The sequence below is a fragment of the Pseudomonas sp. Xaverov 259 genome, assembly GCF_019352915.1.
Lineage (GTDB): Bacteria > Pseudomonadota > Gammaproteobacteria > Pseudomonadales > Pseudomonadaceae > Aquipseudomonas.
Genome location: NZ_JAAAFV010000042.1, coordinates 264729 through 288445 on the forward strand (window position 1 = coordinate 264729; position 23717 = coordinate 288445).

At 58.1% G+C, this 23717-nt stretch carries 39 protein-coding genes and 1 pseudogene; 27 read left to right on the forward strand and 13 right to left on the reverse strand.

Annotation, left to right across the window (positions count from 1 at the left end; genetic code table 11):
- Window positions 1-23: 23 nt before the first annotated feature.
- The 6 genes from K0H48_RS19560 to K0H48_RS19585 all read right to left on the reverse strand — a co-directional run bounded on the left by K0H48_RS19560 (window position 24) and on the right by K0H48_RS19585 (window position 3811).
- Window positions 24-431: a hypothetical protein gene (locus tag K0H48_RS19560; RefSeq protein WP_219268758.1), complete on the reverse strand. Its 408-nt coding sequence runs from the start codon at window positions 429-431 to the stop codon at window positions 24-26.
- Window positions 428-796 (reverse strand): DUF4406 domain-containing protein, encoded by a 369-nt coding sequence (locus K0H48_RS19565; RefSeq protein ID WP_219268759.1) that lies wholly within the window; start codon window positions 794-796, stop codon window positions 428-430. Before K0H48_RS19565 ends, K0H48_RS19560 begins: the two co-directional genes overlap by 4 nt.
- Window positions 797-840: 44 nt before the next feature.
- Complete coding sequence (locus K0H48_RS19570) at window positions 841-1998, reverse strand: RNA-directed DNA polymerase (protein ID WP_257627037.1); 1158 nt, start codon at window positions 1996-1998, stop codon at window positions 841-843.
- 212 nt (window positions 1999-2210) lie between these two features.
- A complete protein-coding gene (locus tag K0H48_RS19575; RefSeq protein WP_054917220.1) occupies window positions 2211-2564 on the reverse strand; it encodes a four helix bundle protein in 354 nt (117 codons plus the stop codon).
- A gap of 57 nt (window positions 2565-2621) precedes the next feature.
- Entirely contained in the window at window positions 2622-3215 is a 594-nt protein-coding gene (locus tag K0H48_RS19580) for a DUF1566 domain-containing protein (protein WP_219268760.1), read from the reverse strand.
- 119 nt (window positions 3216-3334) lie between these two features.
- Window positions 3335-3811 (reverse strand): hypothetical protein, encoded by a 477-nt coding sequence (locus K0H48_RS19585; protein WP_219268761.1) that lies wholly within the window; start codon window positions 3809-3811, stop codon window positions 3335-3337.
- 103 nt (window positions 3812-3914) lie between these two features.
- Between K0H48_RS19585 and K0H48_RS19590 the strand changes: the two genes are divergently transcribed.
- Window positions 3915-4142, forward strand: coding sequence for a hypothetical protein (locus K0H48_RS19590; protein WP_219268762.1), 228 nt, complete (start codon window positions 3915-3917; stop codon window positions 4140-4142).
- Window positions 4143-4190: 48 nt separating this feature from the next.
- Here K0H48_RS19590 and K0H48_RS19595 read toward each other — a convergent pair whose 3' ends face one another.
- The 4 genes from K0H48_RS19595 to K0H48_RS19610 all read right to left on the reverse strand — a co-directional run bounded on the left by K0H48_RS19595 (window position 4191) and on the right by K0H48_RS19610 (window position 5901).
- Window positions 4191-4502, reverse strand: a complete 312-nt coding sequence (locus tag K0H48_RS19595) for a hypothetical protein (protein ID WP_219268763.1) — start codon at window positions 4500-4502, stop codon at window positions 4191-4193.
- An 81-nt stretch (window positions 4503-4583) separates the two neighbouring features.
- Window positions 4584-4898 carry a hypothetical protein gene (locus tag K0H48_RS19600; protein WP_219268764.1) on the reverse strand — a complete coding sequence of 105 codons (315 nt, stop codon included), beginning with the start codon at window positions 4896-4898 and terminating at the stop codon, window positions 4584-4586.
- Complete coding sequence (locus tag K0H48_RS19605; protein ID WP_219268765.1) at window positions 4895-5257, reverse strand: hypothetical protein; 363 nt, start codon at window positions 5255-5257, stop codon at window positions 4895-4897. The genes K0H48_RS19600 and K0H48_RS19605 overlap by 4 nt, the downstream gene beginning before the upstream one ends.
- Before the next feature lie 299 nt (window positions 5258-5556).
- Complete coding sequence (locus tag K0H48_RS19610; RefSeq protein ID WP_257627038.1) at window positions 5557-5901, reverse strand: helix-turn-helix domain-containing protein; 345 nt, start codon at window positions 5899-5901, stop codon at window positions 5557-5559.
- A gap of 366 nt (window positions 5902-6267) precedes the next feature.
- On the opposite strand from K0H48_RS19610, the gene K0H48_RS19615 reads away from it, so the two are divergent.
- Complete coding sequence (locus K0H48_RS19615; RefSeq protein WP_219268766.1) at window positions 6268-6582, forward strand: DUF1654 domain-containing protein; 315 nt, start codon at window positions 6268-6270, stop codon at window positions 6580-6582.
- 44 nt (window positions 6583-6626) lie between these two features.
- Here K0H48_RS19615 and K0H48_RS30985 read toward each other — a convergent pair whose 3' ends face one another.
- Window positions 6627-7109 (reverse strand): DUF4145 domain-containing protein, encoded by a 483-nt coding sequence (locus K0H48_RS30985; protein ID WP_219268767.1) that lies wholly within the window; start codon window positions 7107-7109, stop codon window positions 6627-6629.
- A gap of 249 nt (window positions 7110-7358) precedes the next feature.
- On the reverse strand, window positions 7359-8213 hold the full coding sequence (locus tag K0H48_RS19625; RefSeq protein ID WP_219268768.1) for a S24 family peptidase: 855 nt from the start codon (window positions 8211-8213) through the stop codon (window positions 7359-7361).
- A gap of 95 nt (window positions 8214-8308) precedes the next feature.
- On the opposite strand from K0H48_RS19625, the gene K0H48_RS19630 reads away from it, so the two are divergent.
- The 12 genes from K0H48_RS19630 (at window position 8309) to K0H48_RS19685 (ending at window position 14536) form a co-directional block, all read left to right on the forward strand.
- Window positions 8309-8557 (forward strand): Cro/CI family transcriptional regulator, encoded by a 249-nt coding sequence (locus tag K0H48_RS19630; protein ID WP_219268769.1) that lies wholly within the window; start codon window positions 8309-8311, stop codon window positions 8555-8557.
- A 29-nt stretch (window positions 8558-8586) separates the two neighbouring features.
- On the forward strand, window positions 8587-8781 hold the full coding sequence (locus tag K0H48_RS19635) for a hypothetical protein (protein ID WP_094952267.1): 195 nt from the start codon (window positions 8587-8589) through the stop codon (window positions 8779-8781).
- 49 nt (window positions 8782-8830) lie between these two features.
- On the forward strand, window positions 8831-9028 hold the full coding sequence (locus K0H48_RS19640) for a hypothetical protein (protein ID WP_219268925.1): 198 nt from the start codon (window positions 8831-8833) through the stop codon (window positions 9026-9028).
- Between the two features lie 76 nt (window positions 9029-9104).
- Complete coding sequence (locus tag K0H48_RS19645; RefSeq protein WP_257627039.1) at window positions 9105-9806, forward strand: phage regulatory protein/antirepressor Ant; 702 nt, start codon at window positions 9105-9107, stop codon at window positions 9804-9806.
- A gap of 11 nt (window positions 9807-9817) precedes the next feature.
- Window positions 9818-10591 (forward strand): helix-turn-helix domain-containing protein, encoded by a 774-nt coding sequence (locus tag K0H48_RS19650; RefSeq protein WP_219268915.1) that lies wholly within the window; start codon window positions 9818-9820, stop codon window positions 10589-10591.
- Window positions 10588-11271 carry a replication protein P gene (locus K0H48_RS19655; protein ID WP_219268770.1) on the forward strand — a complete coding sequence of 228 codons (684 nt, stop codon included), beginning with the start codon at window positions 10588-10590 and terminating at the stop codon, window positions 11269-11271. Before K0H48_RS19650 ends, K0H48_RS19655 begins: the two co-directional genes overlap by 4 nt.
- The gene (locus tag K0H48_RS19660) at window positions 11268-11564 is read left to right on the forward strand and encodes a DUF1364 domain-containing protein (RefSeq protein ID WP_219268771.1); all 297 of its coding nucleotides are present in this window, start codon (window positions 11268-11270) and stop codon (window positions 11562-11564) included. The genes K0H48_RS19655 and K0H48_RS19660 overlap by 4 nt, the downstream gene beginning before the upstream one ends.
- Window positions 11561-12856: a site-specific integrase gene (locus tag K0H48_RS19665; protein WP_219268772.1), complete on the forward strand. Its 1296-nt coding sequence runs from the start codon at window positions 11561-11563 to the stop codon at window positions 12854-12856. Before K0H48_RS19660 ends, K0H48_RS19665 begins: the two co-directional genes overlap by 4 nt.
- 2 nt (window positions 12857-12858) lie before the next feature.
- Window positions 12859-13071 carry a hypothetical protein gene (locus K0H48_RS19670; RefSeq protein ID WP_219268773.1) on the forward strand — a complete coding sequence of 71 codons (213 nt, stop codon included), beginning with the start codon at window positions 12859-12861 and terminating at the stop codon, window positions 13069-13071.
- Window positions 13068-13385 carry a hypothetical protein gene (locus tag K0H48_RS19675; protein ID WP_219268774.1) on the forward strand — a complete coding sequence of 106 codons (318 nt, stop codon included), beginning with the start codon at window positions 13068-13070 and terminating at the stop codon, window positions 13383-13385. The genes K0H48_RS19670 and K0H48_RS19675 overlap by 4 nt, the downstream gene beginning before the upstream one ends.
- Before the next feature lie 3 nt (window positions 13386-13388).
- A complete protein-coding gene (locus K0H48_RS19680; RefSeq protein ID WP_219268775.1) occupies window positions 13389-13742 on the forward strand; it encodes an antiterminator Q family protein in 354 nt (117 codons plus the stop codon).
- A 464-nt stretch (window positions 13743-14206) separates the two neighbouring features.
- Window positions 14207-14536 carry a phage holin, lambda family gene (locus K0H48_RS19685; RefSeq protein WP_212551437.1) on the forward strand — a complete coding sequence of 110 codons (330 nt, stop codon included), beginning with the start codon at window positions 14207-14209 and terminating at the stop codon, window positions 14534-14536.
- Here the strand turns inward: K0H48_RS19685 and K0H48_RS19690 are convergent.
- On the reverse strand, window positions 14511-14840 hold the full coding sequence (locus K0H48_RS19690) for a hypothetical protein (RefSeq protein ID WP_219268776.1): 330 nt from the start codon (window positions 14838-14840) through the stop codon (window positions 14511-14513). The genes K0H48_RS19685 and K0H48_RS19690 overlap by 26 nt on opposite strands.
- A 131-nt stretch (window positions 14841-14971) precedes the next feature.
- On the opposite strand from K0H48_RS19690, the gene K0H48_RS19695 reads away from it, so the two are divergent.
- From K0H48_RS19695 to K0H48_RS19755, 13 genes and pseudogenes are all read left to right on the forward strand, one after another.
- Window positions 14972-15133 carry a hypothetical protein gene (locus tag K0H48_RS19695; RefSeq protein ID WP_219268777.1) on the forward strand — a complete coding sequence of 54 codons (162 nt, stop codon included), beginning with the start codon at window positions 14972-14974 and terminating at the stop codon, window positions 15131-15133.
- A gap of 214 nt (window positions 15134-15347) precedes the next feature.
- Window positions 15348-15617 (forward strand): annotated as a pseudogene (locus K0H48_RS19700) (HNH endonuclease); the annotation flags it as partial.
- 238 nt (window positions 15618-15855) lie between these two features.
- The gene (locus K0H48_RS19705; protein WP_219268779.1) at window positions 15856-16278 is read left to right on the forward strand and encodes a hypothetical protein; all 423 of its coding nucleotides are present in this window, start codon (window positions 15856-15858) and stop codon (window positions 16276-16278) included.
- Window positions 16279-16311: 33 nt separating this feature from the next.
- Window positions 16312-18066, forward strand: coding sequence for a terminase large subunit (locus tag K0H48_RS19710; RefSeq protein WP_219268780.1), 1755 nt, complete (start codon window positions 16312-16314; stop codon window positions 18064-18066).
- Window positions 18066-19337: a phage portal protein gene (locus tag K0H48_RS19715; RefSeq protein WP_219268781.1), complete on the forward strand. Its 1272-nt coding sequence runs from the start codon at window positions 18066-18068 to the stop codon at window positions 19335-19337. Before K0H48_RS19710 ends, K0H48_RS19715 begins: the two co-directional genes overlap by 1 nt.
- A gap of 18 nt (window positions 19338-19355) precedes the next feature.
- Window positions 19356-20018 carry an HK97 family phage prohead protease gene (locus K0H48_RS19720; protein ID WP_219268782.1) on the forward strand — a complete coding sequence of 221 codons (663 nt, stop codon included), beginning with the start codon at window positions 19356-19358 and terminating at the stop codon, window positions 20016-20018.
- 3 nt (window positions 20019-20021) lie between these two features.
- The gene (locus K0H48_RS19725; RefSeq protein ID WP_219268783.1) at window positions 20022-21185 is read left to right on the forward strand and encodes a phage major capsid protein; all 1164 of its coding nucleotides are present in this window, start codon (window positions 20022-20024) and stop codon (window positions 21183-21185) included.
- Window positions 21186-21220: 35 nt separating this feature from the next.
- On the forward strand, window positions 21221-21418 hold the full coding sequence (locus K0H48_RS19730) for a hypothetical protein (protein ID WP_219268784.1): 198 nt from the start codon (window positions 21221-21223) through the stop codon (window positions 21416-21418).
- Complete coding sequence (locus tag K0H48_RS19735) at window positions 21415-21747, forward strand: head-tail connector protein (protein ID WP_219268785.1); 333 nt, start codon at window positions 21415-21417, stop codon at window positions 21745-21747. The genes K0H48_RS19730 and K0H48_RS19735 overlap by 4 nt, the downstream gene beginning before the upstream one ends.
- Window positions 21744-22082: a phage head closure protein gene (locus K0H48_RS19740; protein ID WP_219268786.1), complete on the forward strand. Its 339-nt coding sequence runs from the start codon at window positions 21744-21746 to the stop codon at window positions 22080-22082. Before K0H48_RS19735 ends, K0H48_RS19740 begins: the two co-directional genes overlap by 4 nt.
- Window positions 22075-22518 (forward strand): HK97-gp10 family putative phage morphogenesis protein, encoded by a 444-nt coding sequence (locus K0H48_RS19745; RefSeq protein ID WP_219268787.1) that lies wholly within the window; start codon window positions 22075-22077, stop codon window positions 22516-22518. The genes K0H48_RS19740 and K0H48_RS19745 overlap by 8 nt, the downstream gene beginning before the upstream one ends.
- A complete protein-coding gene (locus K0H48_RS19750; protein WP_219268788.1) occupies window positions 22518-22883 on the forward strand; it encodes a DUF3168 domain-containing protein in 366 nt (121 codons plus the stop codon). The genes K0H48_RS19745 and K0H48_RS19750 overlap by 1 nt, the downstream gene beginning before the upstream one ends.
- Window positions 22884-22970: 87 nt before the next feature.
- Window positions 22971-23714 carry a phage tail tube protein gene (locus K0H48_RS19755; RefSeq protein WP_219268789.1) on the forward strand — a complete coding sequence of 248 codons (744 nt, stop codon included), beginning with the start codon at window positions 22971-22973 and terminating at the stop codon, window positions 23712-23714.
- Window positions 23715-23717: the final 3 nt, after the last annotated feature.

The following is a 23717-nucleotide window of genomic DNA, read 5'->3' on the forward strand; positions in this document are numbered from 1 at the left end:
TGCGCAAGAGTACAGATGTACTCCTATGCGGTTTGTGCTGACTCGACAACCAGCGCTTTCCCGCAGGAGTGGCAGAAGTGCATGCCGTTCTCAGCCGGCAATCCGCCATCGGTGAACTGCCATTCTTTACCGCAGCCGGTGTGCCAGGAAAATCCGCCTTCAGTCCAGGTGCAGGTGGATGGCTTGCTTCCATCTGCTGGCTTTAAAAACTTGGCGATATCCCTTTCGAGGTCCGCCCAGCCTCCACCCTCAATAACTGCGCGCGCGCGCCGGAGCAGGTCAATTGCCAAGTCATTCCGCTCATCCGCTGCGGTCAGGCGCTGTTGCAGGGCGTCACGCTCGGCGGTTACCCGATCAAGCTTTGCCTGGGTCTCGAGCCGATTACTTTCTGAGGCTTGGGCCATTAATTTCATTTCTCTGTACGGGCTCATACGGCCTCCCTAGTTACAAGATCATGGGCATTCACAACCGTCATGCCGAGGCGTTCGGCGATCAGGACTTCCAGGCGGGCGCCTTGCGACTTCTCCCAGTCCGGCAGCAAGGCGATCACGCCGCAGAGGCCCAGGCGGGTCAGGTCGTAGGCCATGTAGTCGGCCCACTGGGCGCCCTCGACGATGCCGTGGTCGGCGGGGTTCTCGACTTCGTAGCCCAGGCCACGCAGCTGGTCGGCCACGGCGTTGAAGGCCGGGTAGTTGAAGTCAGCTATTCCGGTCATTGGCCCGGCCACGTACACGCGGTTGGCGCGGGATGCCTGGAGGGTTACGCCGGCGGCGAAGAATTTGTTTTCTGTAGGCATGGTGAGTCCTTGCCGGGCCATGCCCGGGCGGTGGAGTGGGGGAGTTATTTCTTCTGGAAGGTCTTGGTCAGCGCTGCATTGACGCTGTTGCCGCGCTTCAGCACGACACGCGCAAGTGCTGCCCGGTCCGTGTGGCTGTTGCTGGACTGGCGGAGCAGGCCGAAGTAGCTGTTGGCTGTCTCACGCAGATCCTCGGCAGGTGCAGCAGCGGTTCGCTTGAGTGCCTGGGCCAGTGATCGCTTGCGGGTGGTTCGCCGCCACGGCTTGATGACGTGGCCAACGAAGTCGACGCCGCGATCCGCGGGCTGCAGGATCGTCTTCGTGGGGTTGAGCTTGGCGCCGAGCCAGGGCAAGAACGCTTCTACTTCTGCCAGCCACTGGTTGAGCTGCTGCGGCGACTCATGCAGGAACACGAAGTCATCGACATACCGGATGTAGTGCTTGGCCCGCAGCTGGTGCTTTGCGAACTGGTCCAGGGCATCGAGGTAGACGTTGGCGAAGAACTGCGACGACAGGTTGCCGATCGGCAGGCCGAGGTGAGCGGGCTGCGCCACCAGGCGCTTGTGCTGCGGCACCCGATTGAACAGGTGGGCCGGGCTGCGGGTCTCGTAATCCTCACGCGGGTCGTGCATGAGGATCTGCGTAGCCAGGGCCAGCCACCAGGGTTCGGTGATCCTGCCCTCCAGCTGCTTTCGCAGCACAGCCTTGTCGATGGCAACGAAGAAGTTTGCCAGGTCGCACTTCAGGTAGAAGACCGGTTTCGACCAGTTCTCACTGGCGCTGCGAATCTTCGATTCGAGGCGCTTGGCGGCGTACAGCGTGCCGCGCCCTGGAATGCATGCGCAACTGTCCGCTATGAAGCTGGCGTAGAAGCGCGGTGCCACATGGTTGTACATGAGGTGGTGGACGACGCGGTCCCGAAAGGCTGCCGCCCAAACTTCGCGGGCTTTCGGTCGGGTGACCACGAAACAAATAGATCGGCCTGGCCGGTAAGTGCCGGCAATCAGGTCGTCGTGCAGCTCCAGCAAGTTGATCTCCATGTCCTTCTCGAACAGCCGGGCACTTGCGGAGTTCCGCTTGTTGCGTCGGCAGTCGTAGTAAGCCTGGACGAGATCCTCGAACTGGAACGGAGCAACACTTAAATCTGCGGACAGGGCGCGCGAGCCGCTCGTTGTTCTTGTCGTTGTTGTTGAGCCAGCCATCTTCAAAGTCCATGTTGTAGGCGTTGTTGGCGGAGCGCTGCGACCTGTCGAGCTATCTACATCGCCAAACCGAAGGCATTGCCGATCAGCTTGGAAACTGCGCGAGACCTACGCGGACGCTTTAGACCGGCGGTATCTGTTGTGCGCATGGCGGTGACCCAGAGGTCAGCGGCTCGACCAGATTTGGCGCACAGGCAAGAGGGCCTTGACCCTCAAGCAGCGGGCGCGGTTGCGGACTTCTTCCAGGCGTTTGCCTGGCGACCTACAGAGGCCGTCATCTTCATTGCTTTGGCGTGCTGCCCCTTGCTGATCAACCCTCGATTGGTGAGGGCTCGCAGCAAGTAGTTGAGCATCCAGATGCTTTCCAGCAGCAGGTTGATCTGGGGCAGTTTGTCCCGGGTCATGTTGGCCCGGCCGATCAGCACCAGGACCTGCAAGCATTCGTCCCGGATCTTTGCGCCGACAACCTGTTTCAGGTCGCGCGGGATATTGCGCACCAGGTCAAGCGAAAGGCCGAGCAACTCCTCGGCCACCTTGTGGATTTCCAAATCCGTATGCAGTGCCATCCCTGGCCTCCTGAAAAGCGAGGGTGCTATCGCACCCTTGAATGAAGAATTGAATGATCAAATAAACTTTCTGCGGACAGGGCGCGCGAGCCGCTCGCTGAGCTTGCCGTAGTGGTCGAGCCAGCCAGCTCCAAAGACCACGCGGTAGGCGCGGTCGGCGGAGCGCTGCGAGCTCGTCCAGTGATAAGACTGGGTAAAGACTTCCGGCACGGTAATTTCGAGGAAGGACGCCTCGCGGCGCGCCATCAAGTAGAAGTCCTTGTGACCGTCACGCTCGAAGTTGGCGCAGAACTGGGCGGCCGGGTGGTCGTGCTCCCGGTTGCTGCTTGCCAGGTAAGCGGTGTTGGCCTGGCCATCCCATGAGGATTTGGCGTCGTCGAGCTCATGGCCGTAGCCGCCCCACTCGAGACTGGCCTCGGCATCTGCGCCCGTCGGCACGATCAGGTAGTAGGGTTTGTCGCCGCCGGGGAACAGACCGCCGTTGATGCCGCCTTCGCCGGGCCAGTACTCGCCGACAGCGGGGATGCCGCTTGCCGCAATAGCCGGCGCTGCTGCGATGGCCAGGGTTGCCAAGTTCAGCACCACCCCTTCGTCTGGGCTGCTGATAGTCAGATCACCACGGGTGTACGTGGTCAGTTCACTTGCGCGCATGAGATGCTCCTGTGAGCGAGATAAGTTGCAGGTAGCCGGCGCTTCCCGACGAGCTTCTGGTCTGAGCGCCGTCCTGGCGCTCCCGGGAATCACCTGCGAAAAACGATTGAAGGAATGAATTACTGAATAGGGAGGCTGCGGACAGGGCGCGCGAGCCGCTCGAGGTACTTGCCGTAGTAGTCGAGCCAGCCATCTTCAAAGTCCATGTAGTAGGCGAAGTTGGCGGAGCGCTGCGAACTCAGCCAGTGCCAGCGGTCCTCGCGGAGCTCCACCAAACCATCGGCCTTGGCCGCCATCAGCAGCTGGGCTTCCAGGCAAGACGGGATAAAGCCATCCAGCTCCAGAGCCTTGATGGCGATCACACTGCCAGCCTCGGCCATAGCGCGGGTGTTGGCTTCGCCGTCGCTGTAACTGCCTGCGCCTTTGATCTCGACGCCGTACTCGCCCCATGGGCCGCTGAGCTCGTCAGGCAGCAGGATCAGGGCGCGCTCTAAGCCGTTGAGCCAGTAGCGGGTGACGAACACGCCGCCGGCCAGAGGTTGGCCGCGCTCAGGGAGTTCTGCGGCGAGTACTGTTTGCTGTGCTTGCTTGGTCATGGGGTTACTCCGGGTAAGCGCCGACCTCCGGAGTCCGGTGGTGGCAATTTGGTTTGGGTTGGGGTATTACGGATGACCGGCATGGAGCCGGATAAGGGCATCTATGAACGAAGCGCAAACTGAATTGGTAGAAAACACCCTGCGAATAGCTGGCTGGCTTGCGCTGGTTTTGGGTCTTCTGATCCTGGTGGTTGGCTTTTCCAATAACTTGGACTTGGAAGACATATTCGATACGGAAAAAGCTGCCTTTATCGTTTGGTCACCATTTGTAATCGGTGTGGCATGCCTGTGGATACGTGCATTTATGGTTGCAGGCCGTCGCCGAGGTTAGGGGCTCGCGATTACTTCATCGCATATACAATGCGGCGGGTATGGTGGGTTATGCTGTTTCGATACCGGTCTTGCTGAATTCCTCAAGCTGTCGCGACTGTGTTGCGGTAACTGCGAAAGCAGGTCGCGACATGATGGTGAGGCGGGCAGATTCTTCGGCGGGCGCTGCTGCCAGGTTGATCAGGGGCGTCGATACCGTTTCCTGCCATTCCTCAAAGTCGTGACGCTCGCCCAGCAACTGAAGTGCATCATCGAGTGCTTTCGAGACAATCAGCGTTCGCTTCTCGGCGCCGATCCTGTCGAGCAGCGCCTTCTCTTTCGCGCGCTTGTCCCGCTGGATCTGCGCGTTGTCCTTGGCCATGGCCTACCTCTTCGATTTCATGTGCTGGCAAATCAAGCCATGCCTGCCGCCGGCGTTGCCGCACCTGGTTGCTGATGCGCTTCATGGGGTGTCGGCGAACTTGAAGCCGTTCTCCCTGGCAATGAGCCGGGCGCGCTTGTGGTCAATGCCGATCGATGCAGCGGCCTTATTGATTGATATGCCGCGCTCTGCCAGTTGCTTTAGCCCTGGTGCAATCCTGTCGCGTTCGGCGCGCAGCCTGCTGCTGTGCCCACCACCGTAGGTGCCGTCCTTCACGCCCGTGACGCCTTGGGCGATCTCTTGCACACCCTTACCTGCGCCGAAGAAGGCGTCCATTTGGCGGTTTAGATCAGCAATCACCGCGTCTTTCGGGTTGGGCATTGGCACGCCGATCATTGCTGCGCACCGTAGTAGGCGAACACCGCGAGCATGACAGCGAAGCCAACCGTCCAGCGCATCATCCGGCGCCCGAAACGGCGCGATGTTGCCTTGGCGGAATCGAAGAAGTCGGCGTTGCGCTCGAGCTGATCGGCGTACTGGCAGGCGCCGTCGTGGCCGGTGCGCGCGCCGCGGGATACACCGCTGGAGCGCTCGACCACATCAAACAAGTTCTTGCCGAGCGGCACCACGTTGAAGCGCGGCACCTTCACAGGTTCTTCGCGACCGATCATCACGTACATCTCCGAAGTGGAAATCTGAACACGGGCGCGCAGGGCCTGCAGAACGGCTTGGCTTTGTTGGATGGCTGAGTTCATGTCGACTCCTTGGTTGTGGTTGCGTTTATTCGTCAGCAACCTGACCGCCTGGGTGTGCCGGTGGGCGCAGGGGAGGGTGCTGACGGGTAAAGGCGAGGCGTAAAAAAGCCCAGTCGAAACCGGGCTTTTCGTTCTGTCACAAACGCCTCCGTACGTGACAAGCCAGCAGAGCCCTTTGGGGCCGTGCGGGAATCTGTGCGTTTGCATGGCTGCCAATCCTCCGTGCCGGGGTAATAAAATCAGCGCAGCAGAGCACCTCGGAAGAGGCATCCGTGAGTAAGGGCTGCGGTGATTTGTTGTTAAATTGGGGTGATTATCTGCAGCTTTATTGCTTCGGCAACCATTGCGGTTTGCCGCGTTACCTTAAGCTTGAACATTGCACAGCTAAGCCGTTTTGAAACTGTGCAAGGAGCCACTCCGGCAACCCTTGCTATTTCCTTCGCGGTAAGACCTTCAGCTGTATACAAAAGGTACAGGATCTCTTTTGGTGCAAGCCCGAGCCCCAGGTGTCCTTTCCAGTTTTTACTTACCAGTTCTTTTTCCATGGCCTGATCATAACCGCCAGTGCATCCCAAAGCACCCTCGTAAGAAGGTGCTTCAGTGATGCTGTCCATCCCATTGCCGCCGGAAGGGGCGGTGCGCATTGCTTGCCGGGTCTTTCACTCGGTTCTGGCGTTTCACCATCGGGCAGCCGTACAGGGTTTTCCCTGTCGTTGGCAGGCTTTCGGGCCTGTCTGCTCGCCGGTCGCCGGTAGAGGCAATGCGGTCTGTTGTTTGTTGCGCTGGCTGTTAAAGAGCAGTGGGCTGTGAGGCCCTGGCGAGCCCCTGTTGGGTGACTCTATGAGCTCAACAGTAAGCTAATGCCTAATCTTTTGTAAATAGGTAATGCCTAATTATTTTGAGGGATTTTTCCTGAGGGTTGTTCCGTTTTTGGTGGTGACATTCTGATCGGGCCTGATATAAGCTTTGCCTAAGCTGTATGGATATACAGCATTTAATCGGGGGATTTCATGGCGAAGAAGCAGGCGGTACCGGCAGCACGGCAAGAAATGAGCGGCATGGCGCGCCTGGGGCTGCGCGTCTCATCGATGATCAACCACCCGATCGCCCAGGAGAGGAGGGAGGTAAGAATTCATCGGCTGGATACGGACGGGGAGAAGGAATGGAACGAGATTGTCAGTGCTCTCTCAGAGACTGACGGGATTGAGATGTCGCACAATCACGAAGATGCGTCAATTACGTTAAAGTGGGCGCCATCGGCGGATGACGATAAGCCCACTCAGGCGTCCGACGCGTTCGATTCAGAAGAGCCAGCGCCTTTTTAACGCTCAGAAAAAAGCCCGCTATCGGCGGGCTTACTGGGCTTCGGTTAAGGTTTTTCTTTGCCGAGCGACTTCTCTAACTCGGTTATCTTGGACGGGAGAACGTACAGATAAGAAATTAGGTAGTCTAGGAGCTCTACCATTTTTCCTGCCATTTCCTCAGTAGGTTCATTTTCATCATCAAAATGGGCTCCTAGATTGCCGCCTGATCTTATCGCGTGTGAAAGCGTTTCGAGCGGAGCAGCAAGATCGTTGTTGTTTTTTACTTGATCAATGAGTTGATATAGGGATTTTGCTCTGCTTTCAGTATCTACTAGGTATTTGAAAATACCTTCGAGCGTTCTCCTAGCTCCAACCGCTGTAGCTGGGAAATTCTTAGCATTAAGAGAATCAATAGTTGATGTAAGGGACCTTTGAAGGGAGGCTGGTACCGTGTCAGGAAGCGACGGGTAATCGTAGCCCGAAGATTCGCCCGGGAACATGAAATATTGATGAGACTCATTTGGCGCGTTTCCATTTACATCGTTCACAGACATCGTCGTTAGGAAGTGCACAACCCGACTGCATCCTGGGCATGATGCGCTAGTACTAACCCACCCCCTCTTTTTATCCTCCACGTGGCTACCAAGCGAGAAGATGACTTTCTCTAAACAAAAGGGGCAAATAGCCGAAACCGAAGTTGCAGTGCGCAATCCGCCTGACGTTTGACCGAAAGATTTGATAGACAGAGGTGGCAGCTTCAGCATAATTCTATTTCCCTATTGATTATGGACTTGCGACTAAACCAAATTACCATTCCAAACAAACAAGACTCGGGCTTGAATATATGTGTCGTCTATAAGAATGTCCTCAGACTTGTGCTTTCGATTGTCTGAGATCATCTTGAATTTGTCCTTACCCTTCATCTGCAAGCGCTTGATGTACTGGAAGCCGCCGTACGAGAAGTAGTAGACCCCGTCTCCAATGAACTCCTTGATACTGATGTCAACCAGGCACGGGTCCCCATGCTTTATGGTCGGCGTCATCGACTGACCCCATCCGGTGATGACCTTCAGGCTGTAATGCTCCTTGAACTCGATACCCATCGAACGCAGGTGGGAAGGGCTGATTCGGATGTCTTGGAGCAGCTCCGGAAAGTCGTGTGCGACCTCACCATCACCCAGCGCGCCGCGCACGTCGTAGTGAGCAATCCAGACCTCATCGCCGACCTTGCCAGGTCGGTACGCGTCATTCACTAAGACGCTTACAGTTCCTTCCGGCTCATTTCCTTCGGTGATCGCCAAAATCCTCCGCAAGCGATCATCACCTAGGATCTTGCCTGCCAGCATCTGACGAACCTTGTCCGCAGCAGATGATTCAGGTGAGTTTTCCGCGACATTGAAAGCGGTCCGCTCTTCTTCATAAGCATTCGAGTAGGAAAAGCCCTGGCGCAAACCCCAGTGCTCGGGCCCGACTACGTCTGAAAAATAGGCGATCACATCCATCAATTTGGACTTGTCGATCCTGCCGTTTTTCACCCACCCCTGTACCGACGGAGGCTTCACGGAGAAGTCGTCAGCGAGCTGTTTTTTGGATACGCCTTTGGCGATCCGCGCTGCCTCAATGGCAGCGCCTAATTCTGGGCCGGTAAGCATTGCCTAATTTAGCCTTTCATAGAGTCGGTTAGGCAATGGCTTGTCTAGTATAAGGTAATGCCTTATATTCACTTCAAATCTCCGGGAGATAACTCATGAAATCAGCAGAAGCAGCCAAAGAAGCCTGTCGCTTGCTGGGCAGCCAGGTGGAAATGGCGCGCCTGCTGCAGGTCACTGCCCCCACCGTAAACCAATGGTGCTCGGGCGAGCGCCCGGTTCCCGCTAAGCGCGCCGTTCAAATCGAAGCGCTGACTCAGGGGGCCGTGAATCGTACCGACCTTTGCCCATCGTTTCCGTGGGGCCAGATCGCCGATTTCACCAGCCACTCACTTTCCGCCGCTTAACCCTTTCGAACAACCAAGGAGCCTCACCAATGGCAGATGAAGATCGCTTAAACGAAAAGCACGTCAACCAGATGAAAGTTCTGCTGGATGACAAATACCTCGGCCTTCTGGACTACGCCGCGCAAATCCACGGAACGAAGAAGTCTGTTCTGGCCCGCGAAGTTCTGAAGTCCTGGCTGCTCGATCTTGTTGGCAATTCTATCCGTGACGACCGGGCTGCCTAAAGCGAAACCGTAGGGACCCAATAGGGACCACAAAGGGACCGGAGGGCATATGCCAGAAGAACAGAAAGGCATGGACCTTGACGAGTTGCTTGATCCGGATGAGTTGCGATTGCTGATGGCGGAGGCGGCAAAGCGGGGCATGACCCCGGCTGAGTTGGCGAAGCACGGAATTCAGCAGGAGTTAACTAGAAGGACCAGGCCAAGAGCCATGAGCGGCACGATTCAAGCGTTTCGCAGGAAAGACTGAAACACCAAATGGCAGGCATAAAAAAACCGCCTGGCAGGGCGGCTCTTTCAACAGCAATAAAACTTGTGGGGCCATTATGAACACACTCGTCGCTCCAAGCAATACGGTCAGCATGTCGAGTCGGGAGATCGCTGATCTCACCGGCAAGCATCATCACCATGTCGTTCGCGATATCAAGCGTGACCTGGGCCAGATGAATGTCGATGTATCCAGATTTGGATGCATCTATTTGGACGGCGCCGGTCGTAAGCAGACCGAGTACATGCTCGCGCCCGACCTGGTAATGACCGTCCTCACTGGATACAGCGTCCCGCTTCGCCATCGTGTCGTGACACGTTTAATGGAACTCGAAAAGGTGTCGCGATACACCATATCGATGCCTTCCAACTTCGCCGAAGCTCTCCAGCTCGCCGCCGATCAGGCCAAGCAGAACGCTTCGCTGCACCAAGTCATCCAGCAGCAGGCTCCCAAGGTTCAAGCATTGGAGCGCCTGTCCGCTACCGACGGCTCAATTTGCATCACCTCGGCCGCCAAGCAACTCGGTATTGGCCCACTGAAGCTTTTCAAGTGGCTCAGCGACAACCGCTGGATCTACCGTCGCACTTCCTTCGCCGCATGGTCGGCCTACCAGCCTCGACTGACCTCTGGCCTTCTCGAGCACAAGCTGGTCACGGTAGGGAAGGGCGCCGAGGAAAACCTCAAGGTGGTTGAGCAGGTCATGGTCACCCGCAAAGGCATCACCACTCTCGCCGAACAACTCCAAGGAAACTCGCTGTGAGCGTTCAAGCAATGTCCTGGGCGCTCTCTCTGCCCGTGCAAACCCTCAAAGACTCAAGCGCGCGCCACGTGCTTCTGTGCCTGGCCAACTATGCCGGTTCGAACGGTGCGGGGGCTTTTCCGTCTGCCTCTACCCTGGCCCAGGACACTGGTCTGTCCGAGCGTACCGTCCGCTACAAGCTGGACGATCTGGAGAAGTTCGGGTTGATCCAGAAGGGCAATCAGGCTATCGCCGCTGTGCACATCGATCGGCATGACCGCCGCCCAGTCGTTTACGACCTTCAGATATCTCGGGGTGCAAATCCTGCACCCCGTGCAAAACGGGGTGCAGATGACACAACGGGGTGCAACTCACAACAGAACGGGGTGCAGCCTGGAGCAGAACGGGGTGCAGCAGCTGCACCCAATCCATCACTTAACCATCAAGGAACCGAAGAGCAGCAGCGCGAGCTTTCGGACTTGATCGCTGAGCAGGATCGCCAGGCCCTGGACCATCAGGACGATCGCCAACGCTTCGCGATGTTTGCTGAATTCGAGCCATCGGTAGAGGCGCTGCAGACCCAGCTGAAGATCGCAGGGCTACCAGCTGACGCCCTAACCGCTGAACTGCTGTCCGGCTTCAAGGGTTTCTTCGTTGCCAAAACATCCGTTCTGGATACTGCCGCTGGCTGGTGTTTCAAGCTGGCCGGGTGGATCAAGCGAGAGCGCGCCCAGGCCGCCGGCACGCCAAGCAGCGAGGAAGGCTCGCCCGGTGATGACTGGGCCGCGAAAGGAGTACGCCTGTGAATCGATCAAACAAGCCTGTCGCCGTAGGTGATCTGGTCGCTCGTCGCCGAACTGATCCAACCTATCAGGGCCCTGAGCAATCTCCGGTCGTGGTAGCTGTTGATCCTTCAACCCAGGCAGTGATCGATGACCTGTTTCTGCGTCTTCGGGGCGCGTGCGGCGCATGGCGTCAGTCCTGGCCGACCGAAGCGGTCATGAACGCTTCAAAGTTGGAGTGGCTGGGTGAGTTCATGCGCTCGGGTATCACCAAGATGGAACAGATCGACCACGGGATGCGCGTGGTTAGCGCAAGCAAATCGGCTTTCGTGCCTGCCCCTGGCGTGTTCGTCAGTTGGTGCTTTGCTCCCGAGGGCCTGGGCCTGCCCAGCGTTGAATCTGCCTACGCCCAGGCGCTCCGCAATTGTCATCCCGCAATGCGTAGCTGCTCGAAGTGGTACCACCCCGCTGTGTATCACGCGACGGCGGCCGCGGGCTTTCACGGCCTGCCTTTGCTGTCCCGCGAAATCGGTATGGCTAGCTTCGAAAAGCAGTACTTGATCCAGTGCCGGCGCATCTGGCAGGGCGAGCAATTGGCGCCGGTACCAGTGGCAGAACTGGCTCTTGAGCCGAAGATAACGCCTGAGGTGGGGAAAAAGGCCTTGGCCGATCTGCGTGCCCGCCGCGTTGGCGGTGCCCAATGAGCAAGCTCACAAATGCCGCGCGCGATCGCAACTGTCAGGTCCGGTTCCCGGGTTGTGGCTGCGAATCCACCACCACGGTTCTGGCGCACTACCGATTGGCCGGCACCTGCGGCATGGGCATGAAGCCCAACGACTTCCAGGGTGCCTGGGCTTGCGGTTACTGCCACGACATCGCCGATGGTCGACTCAGGGCGCCAGTACAGCTCACCCGTAAAGAGGTCCGGTTGTATCTCGCTGAGGGCGTAATGCGCACTCAGGCCATTTTGATCAAAGAAGGGAAGGTGAGCGTTTGAGCACCCAAATCAAAACCCTGACGGTGAAGCTGACCGATGCCGAGATTGCCCGCAATGCGAAGCTTGAGCACGTGCGCGATCTGCGTGACGCCAGCCACCCGGCACTGCACTTCCGTTTCGCCATGAATCGCGCGCGCGGTTCCTGGTACCTGCTCAACAAGCGCCAATGGCACCGCATCGGCGGCTTTCCCGACCTGAACACCAAGCAGGTGATCGCTGCATTGCCGGCGGTGCGCCTGCGTGTCGCTGCCGAAGGCGCGGCCAGTGTTTCCGGATGGGTGACCGTAGGCGAGCTGCTCGACTGGTTCGGCGAGCGCATGGCCAAGTCGCGAGCGCTGTCCGACAAGCGCCGGAAGGCGATCAAGTCGGCGATCAGTTGCCAGCTCAAGCCGCGCCTGGATCAGTTGTTGATCGGTGACCTGAATGCCCAGACCCTCGACAAGCTGCTGATGTGGCCGGCGCAGGAAGAACTGTCGCTGTCCTACGTGCAGCAGTTGTTTCGTCTGGTCGCCATGGCCTTCCGCCAGGCTCGCAAGTTGGACCTGATCTCGTTCAATGCGATGGCCGAGCTCAAGTTCAGCCACTTCACTACCGCGCGCATCCAGCCTAAGGCCGCCCGTCTGCGCGACGTGCAGGTGCCTGAACTGGTGATGCTGTTAGCCGAGCGTTTCGATAGCGCGCCCTGTGACGCCATGCTGGCCTTGATGATGCTTTGCCACGGCACGCGGATCGGGGAGACCCGCCAAGCGCGGTGGGCTGACATTGCTCTGCCTGAGCGTGAATGGTTTCTGCCGGCGGAACACACCAAGACCAAAACCGAACTGCGTGTGCCGTTGACCGATCAGGTGTGTGCACTGCTGCGCCGTTACCGCGAGTGCCAGATTGCCCTGGGATATGAGGGTGCGTTCCTGTTCCCGTCCCGCCGTGGCAAGCCATTGAGCGACAACCAGGCGAGCGCTGTCTTCACTCGGTTAGGGCAGGGCGCTTGGACCAGTCACGACCTGCGCAAGGTGGCCCGTACCGCCTGGACTGACCTCGGCGTCGACGGCCACATCGGCGAGATGCTGCTCAACCACTCCCTGGGCAAGATCGCTTCCACCTATATCAACACCCAGGCCAAAGAGCAGCGTCGCCTGGCGTTGGTGAAGTGGCACGACTGGTTAGATGCGCGTGGCTTCAAGGCGATTCACGCGCAGACAGGCGTTAGATATGAAGATTCGCAAAACCTCGTAGACGCCTTGAACGGCGGGGCCTGCGAGCCAGAACCACAATTTGTTAAGGGCGAGGTTTAAAAATGGCAATCATCGCTCAAGGCGCGACCTTGCACCACGTCGAGCCGGCGCCAAAAATCGATCCGTCCATGGTCAGCACGACGATGATTATCTACATGGGTCCTAACATTTACTTGGATGTATTCATGCGGAATGGTGAGTTTCACCGCATTGAACACTTCCCCCCACGCAACGATGTTTTCGAGCTCGAGCGTCAGCTGCAGGAGGCCAAATGAAGAAGTCCCACGGCCCAGCTTTCCGCGCCGCTCAACTTGACCTGGCCAAGTGCCCGGCCTGCTGTGGTCGCGCAGTGATCAAGGGCGTCTTCCACGAACTGGCCTGCGTGCAGTGCAACGCCTCCGGCTGGGTCACTGCCGAAACCGGCGAGGCGCTGCCGATGGAGGTGCTGGTGACGCAACTGAGCATTCGCCTCCAAGCTGCAGATCATCAGCTTGCGCAATTTCGCAAGTTGGCCCCTTCCGGGGCTTCCGCGCAGTACGAACACAACAACCGCCGTGGCCCAGGCGCCACCAACTTCACAGGGGATTGAGCCATGGCCTTCACACCGACATTTAAAGAGCGCACCGCCGAGGATCTGCTGGAGCATTGGGGCCGCTGGGTTGTGCTTGGCTCTGGCGTGTCGTGCTGCGCGTCACGCGAGAACACTATCCTGTCACCGATGATCACTGATGACGACGCGCTGCTGATCGACGGGCTGATGGGTCGCCTGCTAAAGCGGTACCCGGAATGCGGCCAGGTGCTGATGAAGTACTACACCACCCGCGACAGCTCGTTGATGGAAGTCGGCAAGAAAATGGGCTTCGGCGAGGAGAAGACGCGCGGTCTTTGGAAGGCGGGCATTGCCTGGATTGACGGGGCTTTAGATATTCGTCGCCAGGCTGCTTGACAGGCCCGGTCCCTGTATATAGATTTCAGTTACTTTGCGGTTTTTCCGCGAGCAAAGCCCGACCCTAGAGTTGGGCTTTTTGATTTGAGGCATTCCATGAATACAATATTTATTCTATTTCGTGACGACGAGTTTGCTCATGGCTCGCGTGATGTTGTTGGCTGGTTCAGCAACGAATCTAGCGCTCGGGAAGCAGCCAGAGAAATGGAGTGGGCTGACTTTCATCGGGAGTCCTTAGAGGATCATAAAGGGTCGGTACTTCTCAGTCCGGATCAAACAGAATACCGGCGATACACCGTAGAGCCGGCTAATCAGCTCGGCTAAATAGCGAGACTGTTCCAAACAATCAAAGCCCTGGCATATGCCGGGGCTTTTTCGTTTTCGGCTCCACCACACCCATTGCTCCGAGCTGGGAGTGCTGCTGGAGCCGGATCTATTCACTCCCCGAAAGGGAGGAACTTGAGATGCCGAACATGCCAGATAAGCCAGACACCTGGGCATTGATGCTTGCGTGGCTGAGCCAGCATGCGCCGATCCTTTACCCGGCCGGGCTGTCCTTCGCCATGGCTGTGTTGCGCATCACCTACGGTGGTGGCTCGCGCCGCCAGATGCTGGTGGAAGGTGTGCTGTGCGGTGGCCTGACCCTGACCATCATCAGCGGCCTTGAGTTCTTCGGACTGCCCCAGAGTATGGCCACCTTCGTTGGTGGCTGGGTCGGCTTCCTGGGTGTGGAGAAGATCCGGTCGATAGCTGACCGTGTCACCGATTTCAAGCTGCCGAGTCGCAACCCGTGAGGCCGACCATCTGCACGCGGTGCACTGGATGTGATGCATCGATGATCACTGACCAGCCCACGCCATTGTGCGGCATGTGCGAGCGACTGAAGCCGCCTGCACCACCACCGATGCGCAGCCCACTGCCTTCATCGATCATCCCAACCACTGGCTCGATGCTGGTGGTGCTGGTCTTCTTCGCTGGTGTAGCGGTTGGCGCCAAGATGGCGGGAGGTTGGTGATGCCTGGAACAGAAAACTTCCACCACTTCAATGATGGCCGAGGCCGCCGGCGTGTGTACGTCAACGGGTACGAGGTATCGCATGTGAGGTGGTGCGACACAGGCAAGGGTATTGCCATCTACTGCCCCCTCCCGCTTCGGCTGAAGCGGCCTGGATCAGACGAGGTTTACACCCGTCGCCTTACTGGCGTGGTAACCGTCGAGAAGGTGGAATGATGGCCAGTATTGAATTCAAACTGAAGACCACGCTCAGCTGGTGGGTGATGCCGCTGCTCAACTGCACGGTGGTTTGGTGGTGGCTCACAGGGCGAGATGACATCCCGCCCGGCTTCATTGATTGGGTCGTGCGCCATGGCCTCAAGATCGAGCTCTATTGATGGCTTGCTCAGGATGTGTAGCCCGCCGCGCCAGGGCGGTCAAGTGGCTGAGGATCGCAGCAGAGCGTGCAGGCCTGGTACCCGCGACGCCAGCTGCTGAGTCACCCACCAACCAGCCCGCCAAGAGCGAGCCAACCACCGAGTAAGCGATATGCCGGTCAGGCCACAGCGACACAAGCCGGTCTCCCCATCCACACCCAAGCACACGACGCCAGAGCAACAGCGGGGCAGCAGCAACGAGCGCGGCTACACCTATCGCTGGCAGCAGTCGAGCAAGGGATACCTGGCCAAGCATCCGCTGTGTGTGCACTGCGAGCAGCTGGGCCGCGTGACGGTGGCCACTGACGTTGACCACATCGTTCCGCACCGCGGCGACATGTTGCTGTTCTGGGATCGGACCAACTGGCAGGGCCTGTGTCACCCCTGCCACTCAGCCAAGACAGCCAAGGAAGACGGGGGTTTCGGTAATGCTAGGCGGGCCTGATCGGCTGCTTGGGCATCACCCGTGCCCTGGGCAAAATGTCTCAAATGAGAGGAAATCTCATTTGAATGCACCGAAATAGTGCAGATAGTCAGGCTCAATGGGTGGGGGTGGGTCAATAGTCTGGGGCTTTTCGCTTCTAGACCGCGCCCGAGACGTTTTATCGCGCAGTCAGTTGGGGAAAACCGTTTTTCAGCACACGCACACACCGCCGATAGGCCGTATTTATTGAGTATTCACCATGGCAAACCCGCGAAAGCCCGCACAGCTCAAGGCCGTCGCCGGCACCTCGCGGAAAGATCGTGACGTACCGGTCGAGGTTGAACTGCCTCTTGTTGATGAGGCGCCCGCCGTTCCCGATTGGATGCCAAACGCGCACGCCATAAAAGAGTGGAATCGGCTGGTGCCGATCCTGATGGCCAACAAATTATTAACCGATGCCGCGCTCAGTCCGTTGGCTCACATGTGTGCCCTGCACGGGAAAATCGTGCAGCTATACGCCGCCGGAGAAGCGCCGACCGCAAGTATGTCCGGGACATTGCGCAACCTGCAGAACGACTTCGGCCTGACGCCAGTCGCTCAGGGCAAGGTCAAATCCTCCGGTGATGGCGACAACAAAGGCAACGCGTTCTCCGGCAATGGCCGCAAGCAGGGTGCTAAATAATCGAATGATCTGGCTGTCCAGTCTGGAGTGGGAATGCGTGATTTCGTCAGGATCGCGACCGACTACGCCAGGGCAGCGGTGGCCGACAAGAAGAGAAAGAAGCACGGCAAGCTGATTCGGCAGGCGGCACAACGGTTCCTTGATGATCTCAAGCGCGCCCGAAAAAAAGACTGCCCGTTCATCTTCGACCCATGGCACGCCAATGACCCGTGCGACTTCATCGAGAAGCTGCACCACGTCGAAGGCAAGTGGGAAAAGCCGACGATCGTGATGCACCCGTCGCACATCTTCTTTGTTGTTCAGCTGTTCGGATTTCGCAAGCGCGAGGCGGTTTACACGGAGGGCTGGGGTGGTGATGGGATGTTCCATCCGCGCCGGTTCACCTCGGCGCTGTTCGCTGTAGCCCGGAAGAACGCCAAGAGCACATTGTCGTCGGCGATCCTTCTGTACTGCGAGTGCTGCGAGCCGGAAGAGGGCGCCCAGATCGTCAGCGCCGCCACTACCTTTGGCCAGGCCGCGATCATCTTCAATGCTGCCAAGCGCATGGTCGAGAAGAACGCCGACCTTCGGGAGCATTTCGGGCTAGAGGTTTGGGCCAAGTCAGTCAGTCGGATAGAGACCGGGGCAAGCTTCAAGCCGATTCACGCCAAGGCCTCGACCCAGGACGGTCTCAACCCTTCGCATGTCGGTCTCGACGAGATCCACGCGCACAAAACAGCGGACCTGCTCAACGTACTGCAATCCGCCGCCGGCGCCCGAGGCAACCCGCTGTGGTTGTTCACGACCACGGAGGGATACACGAACCCTGGGCCGTGGGCCGAAATCAGGATGTTCGCGAAAAAGCTGTTGTCCGGCCTGTTCGGCCACACCGCTGACCATTACCTGGTGGTTTTCTACGCGGTCGATGACGAGGACAAGAACCTCGGCATCAAGGCAGATGAAGAGTTCGACGAAAGCTGTTGGATCAAAGCCAACCCGCTGATGGATGTGAACCCGCACCTGATGGCAGCCATCCGCAAGGAGGCGGTAGAAGCGAAGCAAATGCCATCCAAGATGGCCGAGTTTCGAATCAAGCGGCTGAACCGGCCGGCCTCCACTGCCGACGGCTGGGTTGATCTCAACAAGTGGCAACTGTGCTCTGGTGAGGTCGACCTTGAGTGGCTGGCGGCGTACCCGTGCTGGGGCGGGCTCGATCTGGCTTCAACGACTGACCTCACATCGTTCCGCCTGGTCTGGAATGTTGACGGTGTGCTTTACACCTACGGCTGGCGTTGGGCGCCGGAGAGCGCGGTGGCGTTCCGCACTGAGCGGGGCACTGTGCCGTATGCGTCCTGGGTTGAGTCGGGCCTGCTGAAACAAACTGAAGGCGACGTCACTGACTACGCCGTGATCGAGGCAGATGTTAAGGCGGTCTGTGAACGCTTCAATGTCCAGGCTATCGCCTACGACAAGTGGAACGCCAGTGACCTGGTTAACCGTTTAGTGGCCGCCGAGTTGCCCATGATCGAGTTTATCCAGGGGCCGAAGTCGTACCACCCCGCCATGCAAGCGCTTGAGCTTGCCTACATCGCGGGCAACCTGGCCCACGGCGGCGACATGATCCTCAACTGGTGCGCATCGAACCTGATCGCTAGGCGTGACGACAACATGAATATGGCGCCGGACAAGAAGCGTTCGGCAGACAAGATCGACGATATGGCCGCGCTGTTGATGGCCCTAGGTGTTGCTGGTGCTCAAGTCGACACCGTAAACCTTGATGACTTCCTCAATCGACCGATGAGCATGTAATGGCAGATACCGACTACAGCATCGACCTGCGCACTCGCAGTCCGTTTTGGGCGCGCATGGCGAGCTTTTTCGTCGGTGGACGGCTGGTGTCGCCTAACCAAGGATCTCAGACCGGCCCCGTGTCGGCTTCAGGTACGGTGGGCGATTCAGTCGTTAACGACGAGCGCTCGCTCCAGATTTCCACCGTATTCGCCTGCGTTCGCCTGATCTCCAGCGTGTCGGCCTGCCTGCCGCTGGATGTCTTCGAGACAAAAGGCGATGACCGAACAAAAGTCGGGCTAGATAACCCGCTGGCTCGATTACTGCGCTATGCGCCAAACCAATTCATGACGGCGTTTGACTTCCGCGTAGCGATGACGATGCAGCTCTGCTATTACGGAAACGCTTATGCGCTCATTGAACGTAACGGCGTGGGCGACATCATTAGCCTGGTACCGCTGATGTCGGTAAACATGGACGTGAGGCTTGAGGGCAAGCGGATCGTTTATCGGTACCGCCGGGATACCGAGTATGCCGACTTCAAGCAGACCGATATTTTCCACCTGAAGGGTTTTGGTTTTAACGGGCTGGTCGGGCTTTCGCCTATTGCGTTTGCTGCCAAAACAGCAGGTGTTGCCGTGGCTATGGAGGACCAGCAGCGTGATTTCTATGCGAATGGTGCAAAGTCGCCTCAGATACTCATGACAGGTGAAGGCAAGACGCTGAACAAAGTTCAGCGCGACCAGGTCGAGGCAAACTTTAAGGAGATCGCCGGCGGCCCGGTTAAGAAGCGGCTTTGGATTTTGGAAGCCGGATTCACTACACAGGCCATCGGCGTGAGTCCGCAAGACGCCGAAACGATGGCGGCCCGCAAGTTTCAGGTTGGCGAGCTGGCGCGGTTCTTTGGAGTTCCACCGCACCTGGTGGGTGATGTCGAAAAAACCACCAGCTGGGGTTCCGGCATCGAGCAACAGAATATTGGGTTTCTTCAGTACACCCTCGACCCATACCTAAAGATTTGGGAAGGATGCATCCAGCGATGGCTGGTCAATCCCGCTGACGTCGGACGCATACATGCCGAGCACAACCTTGACGGGCTTCTGCGTGGCGATTCGAAGGCGCGCGCAGAGTTCATGGGCGTGATGGCGGACAAGGGGCTTCGAACCCGCGATGAGCTGAGGCGCCTCGACAATCTTCCATCTGTTCCTGGTGGCGATGTAGCTACTTGTCAGTCTCAAAACATACCGCTTACCCAACTTGGCCAAACAAACCCCGCACCCAGCGGGGTTTAGTTTTTCTGGAGCTGCCAAATGTCAAACATCCAAAAGACCCTGGCCTTCGCGGAGGCAGAAATCAAATTCGACTCCGGTGGAAAGATTGGGGTTTTCGAGGGGTATGCCAGCGTTTTTGACGTGATCGATTCGGACGGCGACATCATTCTGCCGGGCGCCTTTAAGAAAGCCTTGAACACGCAGAGTCGACAGGTTGGCATGTTCTTCAACCATCAGACCTATGGGCTGCCTGTTGGTAAATGGCAGTCGATCGAAGAGGACAGCAAAGGGCTGATTGTTCGCGGCGAGCTAACGCCAGGTCTTTCTGTTTCGAACGATCTTCGCGCCGCGATGGAGCACAAGACAGTCGAGGGAATGTCCGTCGGCTTCACAGTGATGAAAGACGATTTCGACATGATCGCCACCGGCCGCGCATTCAAGAACGTCGCGGCACTTCGGGAAATCAGCATTTGCACCTTTCCGGCCAATGAGTTGGCAACTGTCGATTCCATGAAGTCGATGGAGTCGATCACCACTATTCGCGACGTTGAGCACTGGCTGAGGGATTCGGTCGGCTTGTCCAAGTCGCAAGCTCTGGGCCTTGTGGCCCGGATTAAGTCCGCAGTTCGGAGCGATTCCGAAGGTGGCGAAATCACCGCGATCCTTGATCGCCTTAAGTCCTTCCCATCTGTAGGAAAATAAACCATGTCCGAATTGGCCCAGATCCAAAAGGCTATTGAAGAATCGCAAAAGAACATGACTGAATTGTTCGATGCGCAGAAAAAAGAAATCACCGAGACCGGCGCCGTCAGCAAAAAGCTGCAGACCGATCTTCAAACCGTCCAGGAAGAACTGACCAAGTCCGGCACCCGCCTGTTCGACCTGGAGCAAAAGCTTGCCGCCGGCAATCTGGATAACCCGGAAACGAAGAAGTCTTTCGCAGAGCAAACGGCAATCGATCTTCAAAAATCCTGGGATGGCAAATCCTCGGGCAAGGTCGACGTCAAGAGTTTCAACAAACAACTGGGCAGCACCGCTGGTTCCGCTGGTGCATTGATTGAGCCACAGCGCAACGCCGGTATCCTGATGCCCGGCCTTCGCCGCCTCACTATCCGCGACCTGCTTGCCCAGGGCCGTATCAGTTCGAACTCGATGGAATATGTTCGTGAGAACATCTTTACCAACAGCGCGGCGCCGGTCGCCGAGGGCGCGCTGAAGCCAGAGTCCAACCTGACGTTCACCAAGGAAACGGCAAACGTCAAAACCATCGCTCACTGGATCCAGGCCTCGCGTCAGGTCATGGACGATGCTCCGATGCTCGAGTCGTACGTAAACAACCGGCTGTTGTTCGGCCTTGCCCTGGTTGAGGAAGGGCAACTGCTGAACGGTGACGGTACCGGCGACAACCTGACCGGCCTGAACAAGGTTGCCACGGCCTACGATGCAGCGCTGAACGTGACCGGTGACACCCGTGCTGACAAGATTGCCCACGCGATCTTCCAAACCAGTGAGTCTGAGTTCGAAGCCTCCGGCATCATCCTCAACCCGCGCGACTGGCACGCAATCGCGCTGCTGAAAGACGCTGATGGTCGCTACATCTTCGGTGGGCCAGCTGCGTTCGCTGCCAAGGTCATGTGGGGCCTGCCAGTGGTTGCCACTAAAGCTCAGGCCTTGGGCACGTTCACCGTCGGCGGCTTTGATCTGGCATCTCAGGTCTGGGACCGCATGGACGCAACCGTCGAAGTCAGCCGCGAAGATCGCGACAACTTCGTCAAGAACATGCTGACCATCCTCTGTGAAGAGCGCCTGGCCCTGGCTCACTACCGGCCAACCGCGATCATCACCGGTCCTTTCGCTACCGCACCATAACCGAGGCCGGGGCAGGTAACTGCCCCGATTGCGTCATGATCAAGATTCGCGCTTTACGCCAGTTTTCGCATTACCACGCCGGCAACTTCAGCCAGTTTGAGGTTCGTGAAGTAAAGGACGAATATGCCGAGGCTTTGATCGGATTGGACTTGGCAGAAGAGGTTGAGGCCGATCCAATCCTGGAGCCAACAACCACCACCCAAAACCCCAAGAAGGCGGGCGGCAAAAAATGAGCATCCCCGTCACCGATCTGTTGTCGATTACGCTCATGCGTAAGCATTTGTACGTCGACCATGAAGAGGATGACGAGCTTATCGAGCTGTACGCTGAGTCAGCCTTGGCTTGGGCTCTATGGTATTGCGACAACGAGAAGCTGCTGGCGGTGACTGATTTTCCAGCATCCTTCAAGTCGGCCCTTCTCCTGTTGATTGGTCACTCTTATGCAAATCGAGAGGCTGTCGAAATAGGCGCAGAAGGCAACAAGCTGCCACTCGGTGTTGAGTCTTTGCTGTGGTCCTCTAGAGACTTTTTTGGCCCTAGATCCACTGGGGAGCAGCCATGAGAGCCGGAAGTTTGCGGCACCGCATCAATTTTGAAGAAAAGGCTTTGGTGCAAGACCCGAACAACGGGGAAATGATACCGGGCTGGCGCACGGTTCGTGAAAAGGTGCCGGCCGCATACGAACCGCTGAGCTCCAAGGATCTGTTCGCCGCGCAGGCGGCGCAATCTCAGGCAACGGTCAGGTTCGTGATCCGCCACTGGGCAGGCCTACTGCCGACGATGCGGATCGTTCATCGCGGGAAGTTCTACACCATCGAGGGCGAACCGCTCCCCGATCGGGATTCCGGCCTTGAATACCTGACGATATTGAGCAAAACGGGGGTTAACGATGGCTGATTGGGTCTCGTACAACCTAACTGGCGCCGACGCTTTGTCAGCCAGATTCAAGGGGCTGACGGAGGAGATGCGCCGCAAGGTGGTCAGGCCGGCGGCCAAGGACGCCATGGATATCGTGCTGCTCGACGCCAAGGACCGCGCCGCCCGCATCGATGACCCGGAAACCGCCAACTTTATCCCGGCCAACCTGGCCATGGTGGAACGCAAAGCGCTTGGCGAGGAACTCGGGGCTGTGGTGATCTCGGTCGGCGTGCGAATGCGCAAGCGCGGCCAGAAGGGCGGCAATACGTTCTACTGGTGGTGGGTGGAGCTCGGAACCGAAAAGAACCGGGCCAAACCGTTCCTGCGGCCCGCCTTGGCCAACAACCGCGAGCAACTGTTTCAGGAGTTTCTCAGTTCGGCGAAGTATCAACTGATCAAGCTGGGGGTGAATTGATGACCGCACCCATATTTCAGGTGTGCGCCGCAAGCCCGGCGGTCACCGCCTTGCTTGGGGCAGGGCCTACACGGATCTTCCCGCACGGTGAGGCGCCGGAGGGAACCGCTAAACCCTACGCGGTCTGGCAGGTCGTGAGCGGCTCGCCATTCAATTACCTCAACTGCGTGCCCAGCACGGACCGCTACGGCCTTCAGATCGATGTTTACGCCGAGACCGCTTCGTCTGCAGATGAGGTGGTGACCGCAATGCGCCGAGTGATCGGGCAACACGCTTACATCACCGGTTTCGGTATCGACGGCAAGGACAAGGACACGCACAGCTATCGCAAAGGTTTCGACGTTGCCTGGCTGGTGAGTTTGTAGCCGGAAAACAGAAAAGAACGACCCGCTTCGGCGGGTTTTTTTATGCCCGCTCAACAGTGATTTTCCAGGAAAATCGGGGAGTACAAATTGACGATTAAAACCCAAGGCACGGACCTCTACGCCATCGACCCGGCTAACAACAGTTTGTTGGTGGTTGGCTGCTTCACCTCTCTGGATGGGATCGACACCAGCATTGCGCAGATCGAAACGACCTGCATGAACTCCAGCGCCCGGGAATATGAGGCGGGGCTGGCTGAGCCTGGTTCGGCATCTTTTGGCCTGAACATCGATCCACAATCTCCGGCCCACGTCCGCCTCCACCGACTGAAGACAGCCGGCACCAAATTGCTTTGGGCGATCGGCTGGTCCGACGGCCGCATCGTGAACGCCCAGGGCGAACTGGAAGGGATTCCACCAACCGTCAGCCAGGCCGGCGGCCTGTCGGCTATCGCGCTCACCACCGGCGGTACGGGCTACACCTCGGCTCCCACGGTCGCCGTTACCGGTGGCGGCGGCACTGGCGCAACGGCTACCGCAACCGTTGCTGCAGGTTCTGTGACCGGATTCACCATCACGAACGCAGGCACCGGCTACACCTCGGCACCGACTATCGCGCTCACCGGTGGCGGCGGCGGTACCGGCGCCGCTGCAACCGCTGTCGTCGGATCTGAAATTGATTTCGACCTGCCGAACACCCGCACATGGATCACCTTCGAGGGCTACATGAACAGCTTCCCGTTCAGTTTCGCGCTGAACGACGTTGTGAAGTCCACCGTCGGCATCCAGGTCTCCGGTGACCCAGTCTTCGTTCCCAAAGCCATCGCGCCATAAGGA

Excerpts from the sequence above, each read along its gene's own strand:
- K0H48_RS19560 (WP_219268758.1), bottom strand. The coding sequence starts at position 431 with ATGAGCCCGTACAGAGAAATGAAATTAATGGCCCAAGCCTCAGAAAGT.
- K0H48_RS19625 (WP_219268768.1), bottom strand. The coding sequence starts at position 8,213 with ATGCTTACCGGCCCAGAATTAGGCGCTGCCATTGAGGCAGCGCGGATC.
- K0H48_RS19640 (WP_219268925.1), top strand. The coding sequence starts at position 8,831 with ATGCCAGAAGAACAGAAAGGCATGGACCTTGACGAGTTGCTTGATCCG.
- K0H48_RS19570 (WP_257627037.1), bottom strand. The coding sequence starts at position 1,998 with ATGGCTGGCTCAACAACAACGACAAGAACAACGAGCGGCTCGCGCGCC.
- K0H48_RS19735 (WP_219268785.1), top strand. The coding sequence starts at position 21,415 with ATGAGCATCCCCGTCACCGATCTGTTGTCGATTACGCTCATGCGTAAG.
- K0H48_RS19610 (WP_257627038.1), bottom strand. The coding sequence starts at position 5,901 with ATGCGCACCGCCCCTTCCGGCGGCAATGGGATGGACAGCATCACTGAA.
- K0H48_RS19650 (WP_219268915.1), top strand. The coding sequence starts at position 9,818 with ATGTCCTGGGCGCTCTCTCTGCCCGTGCAAACCCTCAAAGACTCAAGC.
- K0H48_RS19715 (WP_219268781.1), top strand. The coding sequence starts at position 18,066 with ATGGCAGATACCGACTACAGCATCGACCTGCGCACTCGCAGTCCGTTT.
- K0H48_RS19595 (WP_219268763.1), bottom strand. The coding sequence starts at position 4,502 with ATGGCCAAGGACAACGCGCAGATCCAGCGGGACAAGCGCGCGAAAGAG.
- K0H48_RS19615 (WP_219268766.1), top strand. The coding sequence starts at position 6,268 with ATGGCGAAGAAGCAGGCGGTACCGGCAGCACGGCAAGAAATGAGCGGC.
- K0H48_RS19575 (WP_054917220.1), bottom strand. The coding sequence starts at position 2,564 with ATGGCACTGCATACGGATTTGGAAATCCACAAGGTGGCCGAGGAGTTG.
- K0H48_RS19740 (WP_219268786.1), top strand. The coding sequence starts at position 21,744 with ATGAGAGCCGGAAGTTTGCGGCACCGCATCAATTTTGAAGAAAAGGCT.
- K0H48_RS19600 (WP_219268764.1), bottom strand. The coding sequence starts at position 4,898 with ATGATCGGCGTGCCAATGCCCAACCCGAAAGACGCGGTGATTGCTGAT.
- K0H48_RS19660 (WP_219268771.1), top strand. The coding sequence starts at position 11,268 with ATGAGCAAGCTCACAAATGCCGCGCGCGATCGCAACTGTCAGGTCCGG.
- K0H48_RS19705 (WP_219268779.1), top strand. The coding sequence starts at position 15,856 with ATGGCAAACCCGCGAAAGCCCGCACAGCTCAAGGCCGTCGCCGGCACC.
- K0H48_RS19690 (WP_219268776.1), bottom strand. The coding sequence starts at position 14,840 with ATGCGATACCTCGTACCCGTTGACGTACACACGCCGGCGGCCTCGGCC.
- K0H48_RS19645 (WP_257627039.1), top strand. The coding sequence starts at position 9,105 with ATGAACACACTCGTCGCTCCAAGCAATACGGTCAGCATGTCGAGTCGG.
- K0H48_RS19745 (WP_219268787.1), top strand. The coding sequence starts at position 22,075 with ATGGCTGATTGGGTCTCGTACAACCTAACTGGCGCCGACGCTTTGTCA.
- K0H48_RS19730 (WP_219268784.1), top strand. The coding sequence starts at position 21,221 with ATGATCAAGATTCGCGCTTTACGCCAGTTTTCGCATTACCACGCCGGC.
- K0H48_RS19710 (WP_219268780.1), top strand. The coding sequence starts at position 16,312 with ATGCGTGATTTCGTCAGGATCGCGACCGACTACGCCAGGGCAGCGGTG.
- K0H48_RS19605 (WP_219268765.1), bottom strand. The coding sequence starts at position 5,257 with ATGAACTCAGCCATCCAACAAAGCCAAGCCGTTCTGCAGGCCCTGCGC.
- K0H48_RS19725 (WP_219268783.1), top strand. The coding sequence starts at position 20,022 with ATGTCCGAATTGGCCCAGATCCAAAAGGCTATTGAAGAATCGCAAAAG.
- K0H48_RS19720 (WP_219268782.1), top strand. The coding sequence starts at position 19,356 with ATGTCAAACATCCAAAAGACCCTGGCCTTCGCGGAGGCAGAAATCAAA.
- K0H48_RS19590 (WP_219268762.1), top strand. The coding sequence starts at position 3,915 with ATGAACGAAGCGCAAACTGAATTGGTAGAAAACACCCTGCGAATAGCT.
- K0H48_RS19580 (WP_219268760.1), bottom strand. The coding sequence starts at position 3,215 with ATGCGCGCAAGTGAACTGACCACGTACACCCGTGGTGATCTGACTATC.
- K0H48_RS19750 (WP_219268788.1), top strand. The coding sequence starts at position 22,518 with ATGACCGCACCCATATTTCAGGTGTGCGCCGCAAGCCCGGCGGTCACC.
- K0H48_RS19670 (WP_219268773.1), top strand. The coding sequence starts at position 12,859 with ATGGCAATCATCGCTCAAGGCGCGACCTTGCACCACGTCGAGCCGGCG.
- K0H48_RS19695 (WP_219268777.1), top strand. The coding sequence starts at position 14,972 with ATGGCCAGTATTGAATTCAAACTGAAGACCACGCTCAGCTGGTGGGTG.
- K0H48_RS19635 (WP_094952267.1), top strand. The coding sequence starts at position 8,587 with ATGGCAGATGAAGATCGCTTAAACGAAAAGCACGTCAACCAGATGAAA.
- K0H48_RS19565 (WP_219268759.1), bottom strand. The coding sequence starts at position 796 with ATGCCTACAGAAAACAAATTCTTCGCCGCCGGCGTAACCCTCCAGGCA.
- K0H48_RS19685 (WP_212551437.1), top strand. The coding sequence starts at position 14,207 with ATGCCGAACATGCCAGATAAGCCAGACACCTGGGCATTGATGCTTGCG.
- K0H48_RS19630 (WP_219268769.1), top strand. The coding sequence starts at position 8,309 with ATGAAATCAGCAGAAGCAGCCAAAGAAGCCTGTCGCTTGCTGGGCAGC.
- K0H48_RS19675 (WP_219268774.1), top strand. The coding sequence starts at position 13,068 with ATGAAGAAGTCCCACGGCCCAGCTTTCCGCGCCGCTCAACTTGACCTG.
- K0H48_RS19680 (WP_219268775.1), top strand. The coding sequence starts at position 13,389 with ATGGCCTTCACACCGACATTTAAAGAGCGCACCGCCGAGGATCTGCTG.
- K0H48_RS19585 (WP_219268761.1), bottom strand. The coding sequence starts at position 3,811 with ATGACCAAGCAAGCACAGCAAACAGTACTCGCCGCAGAACTCCCTGAG.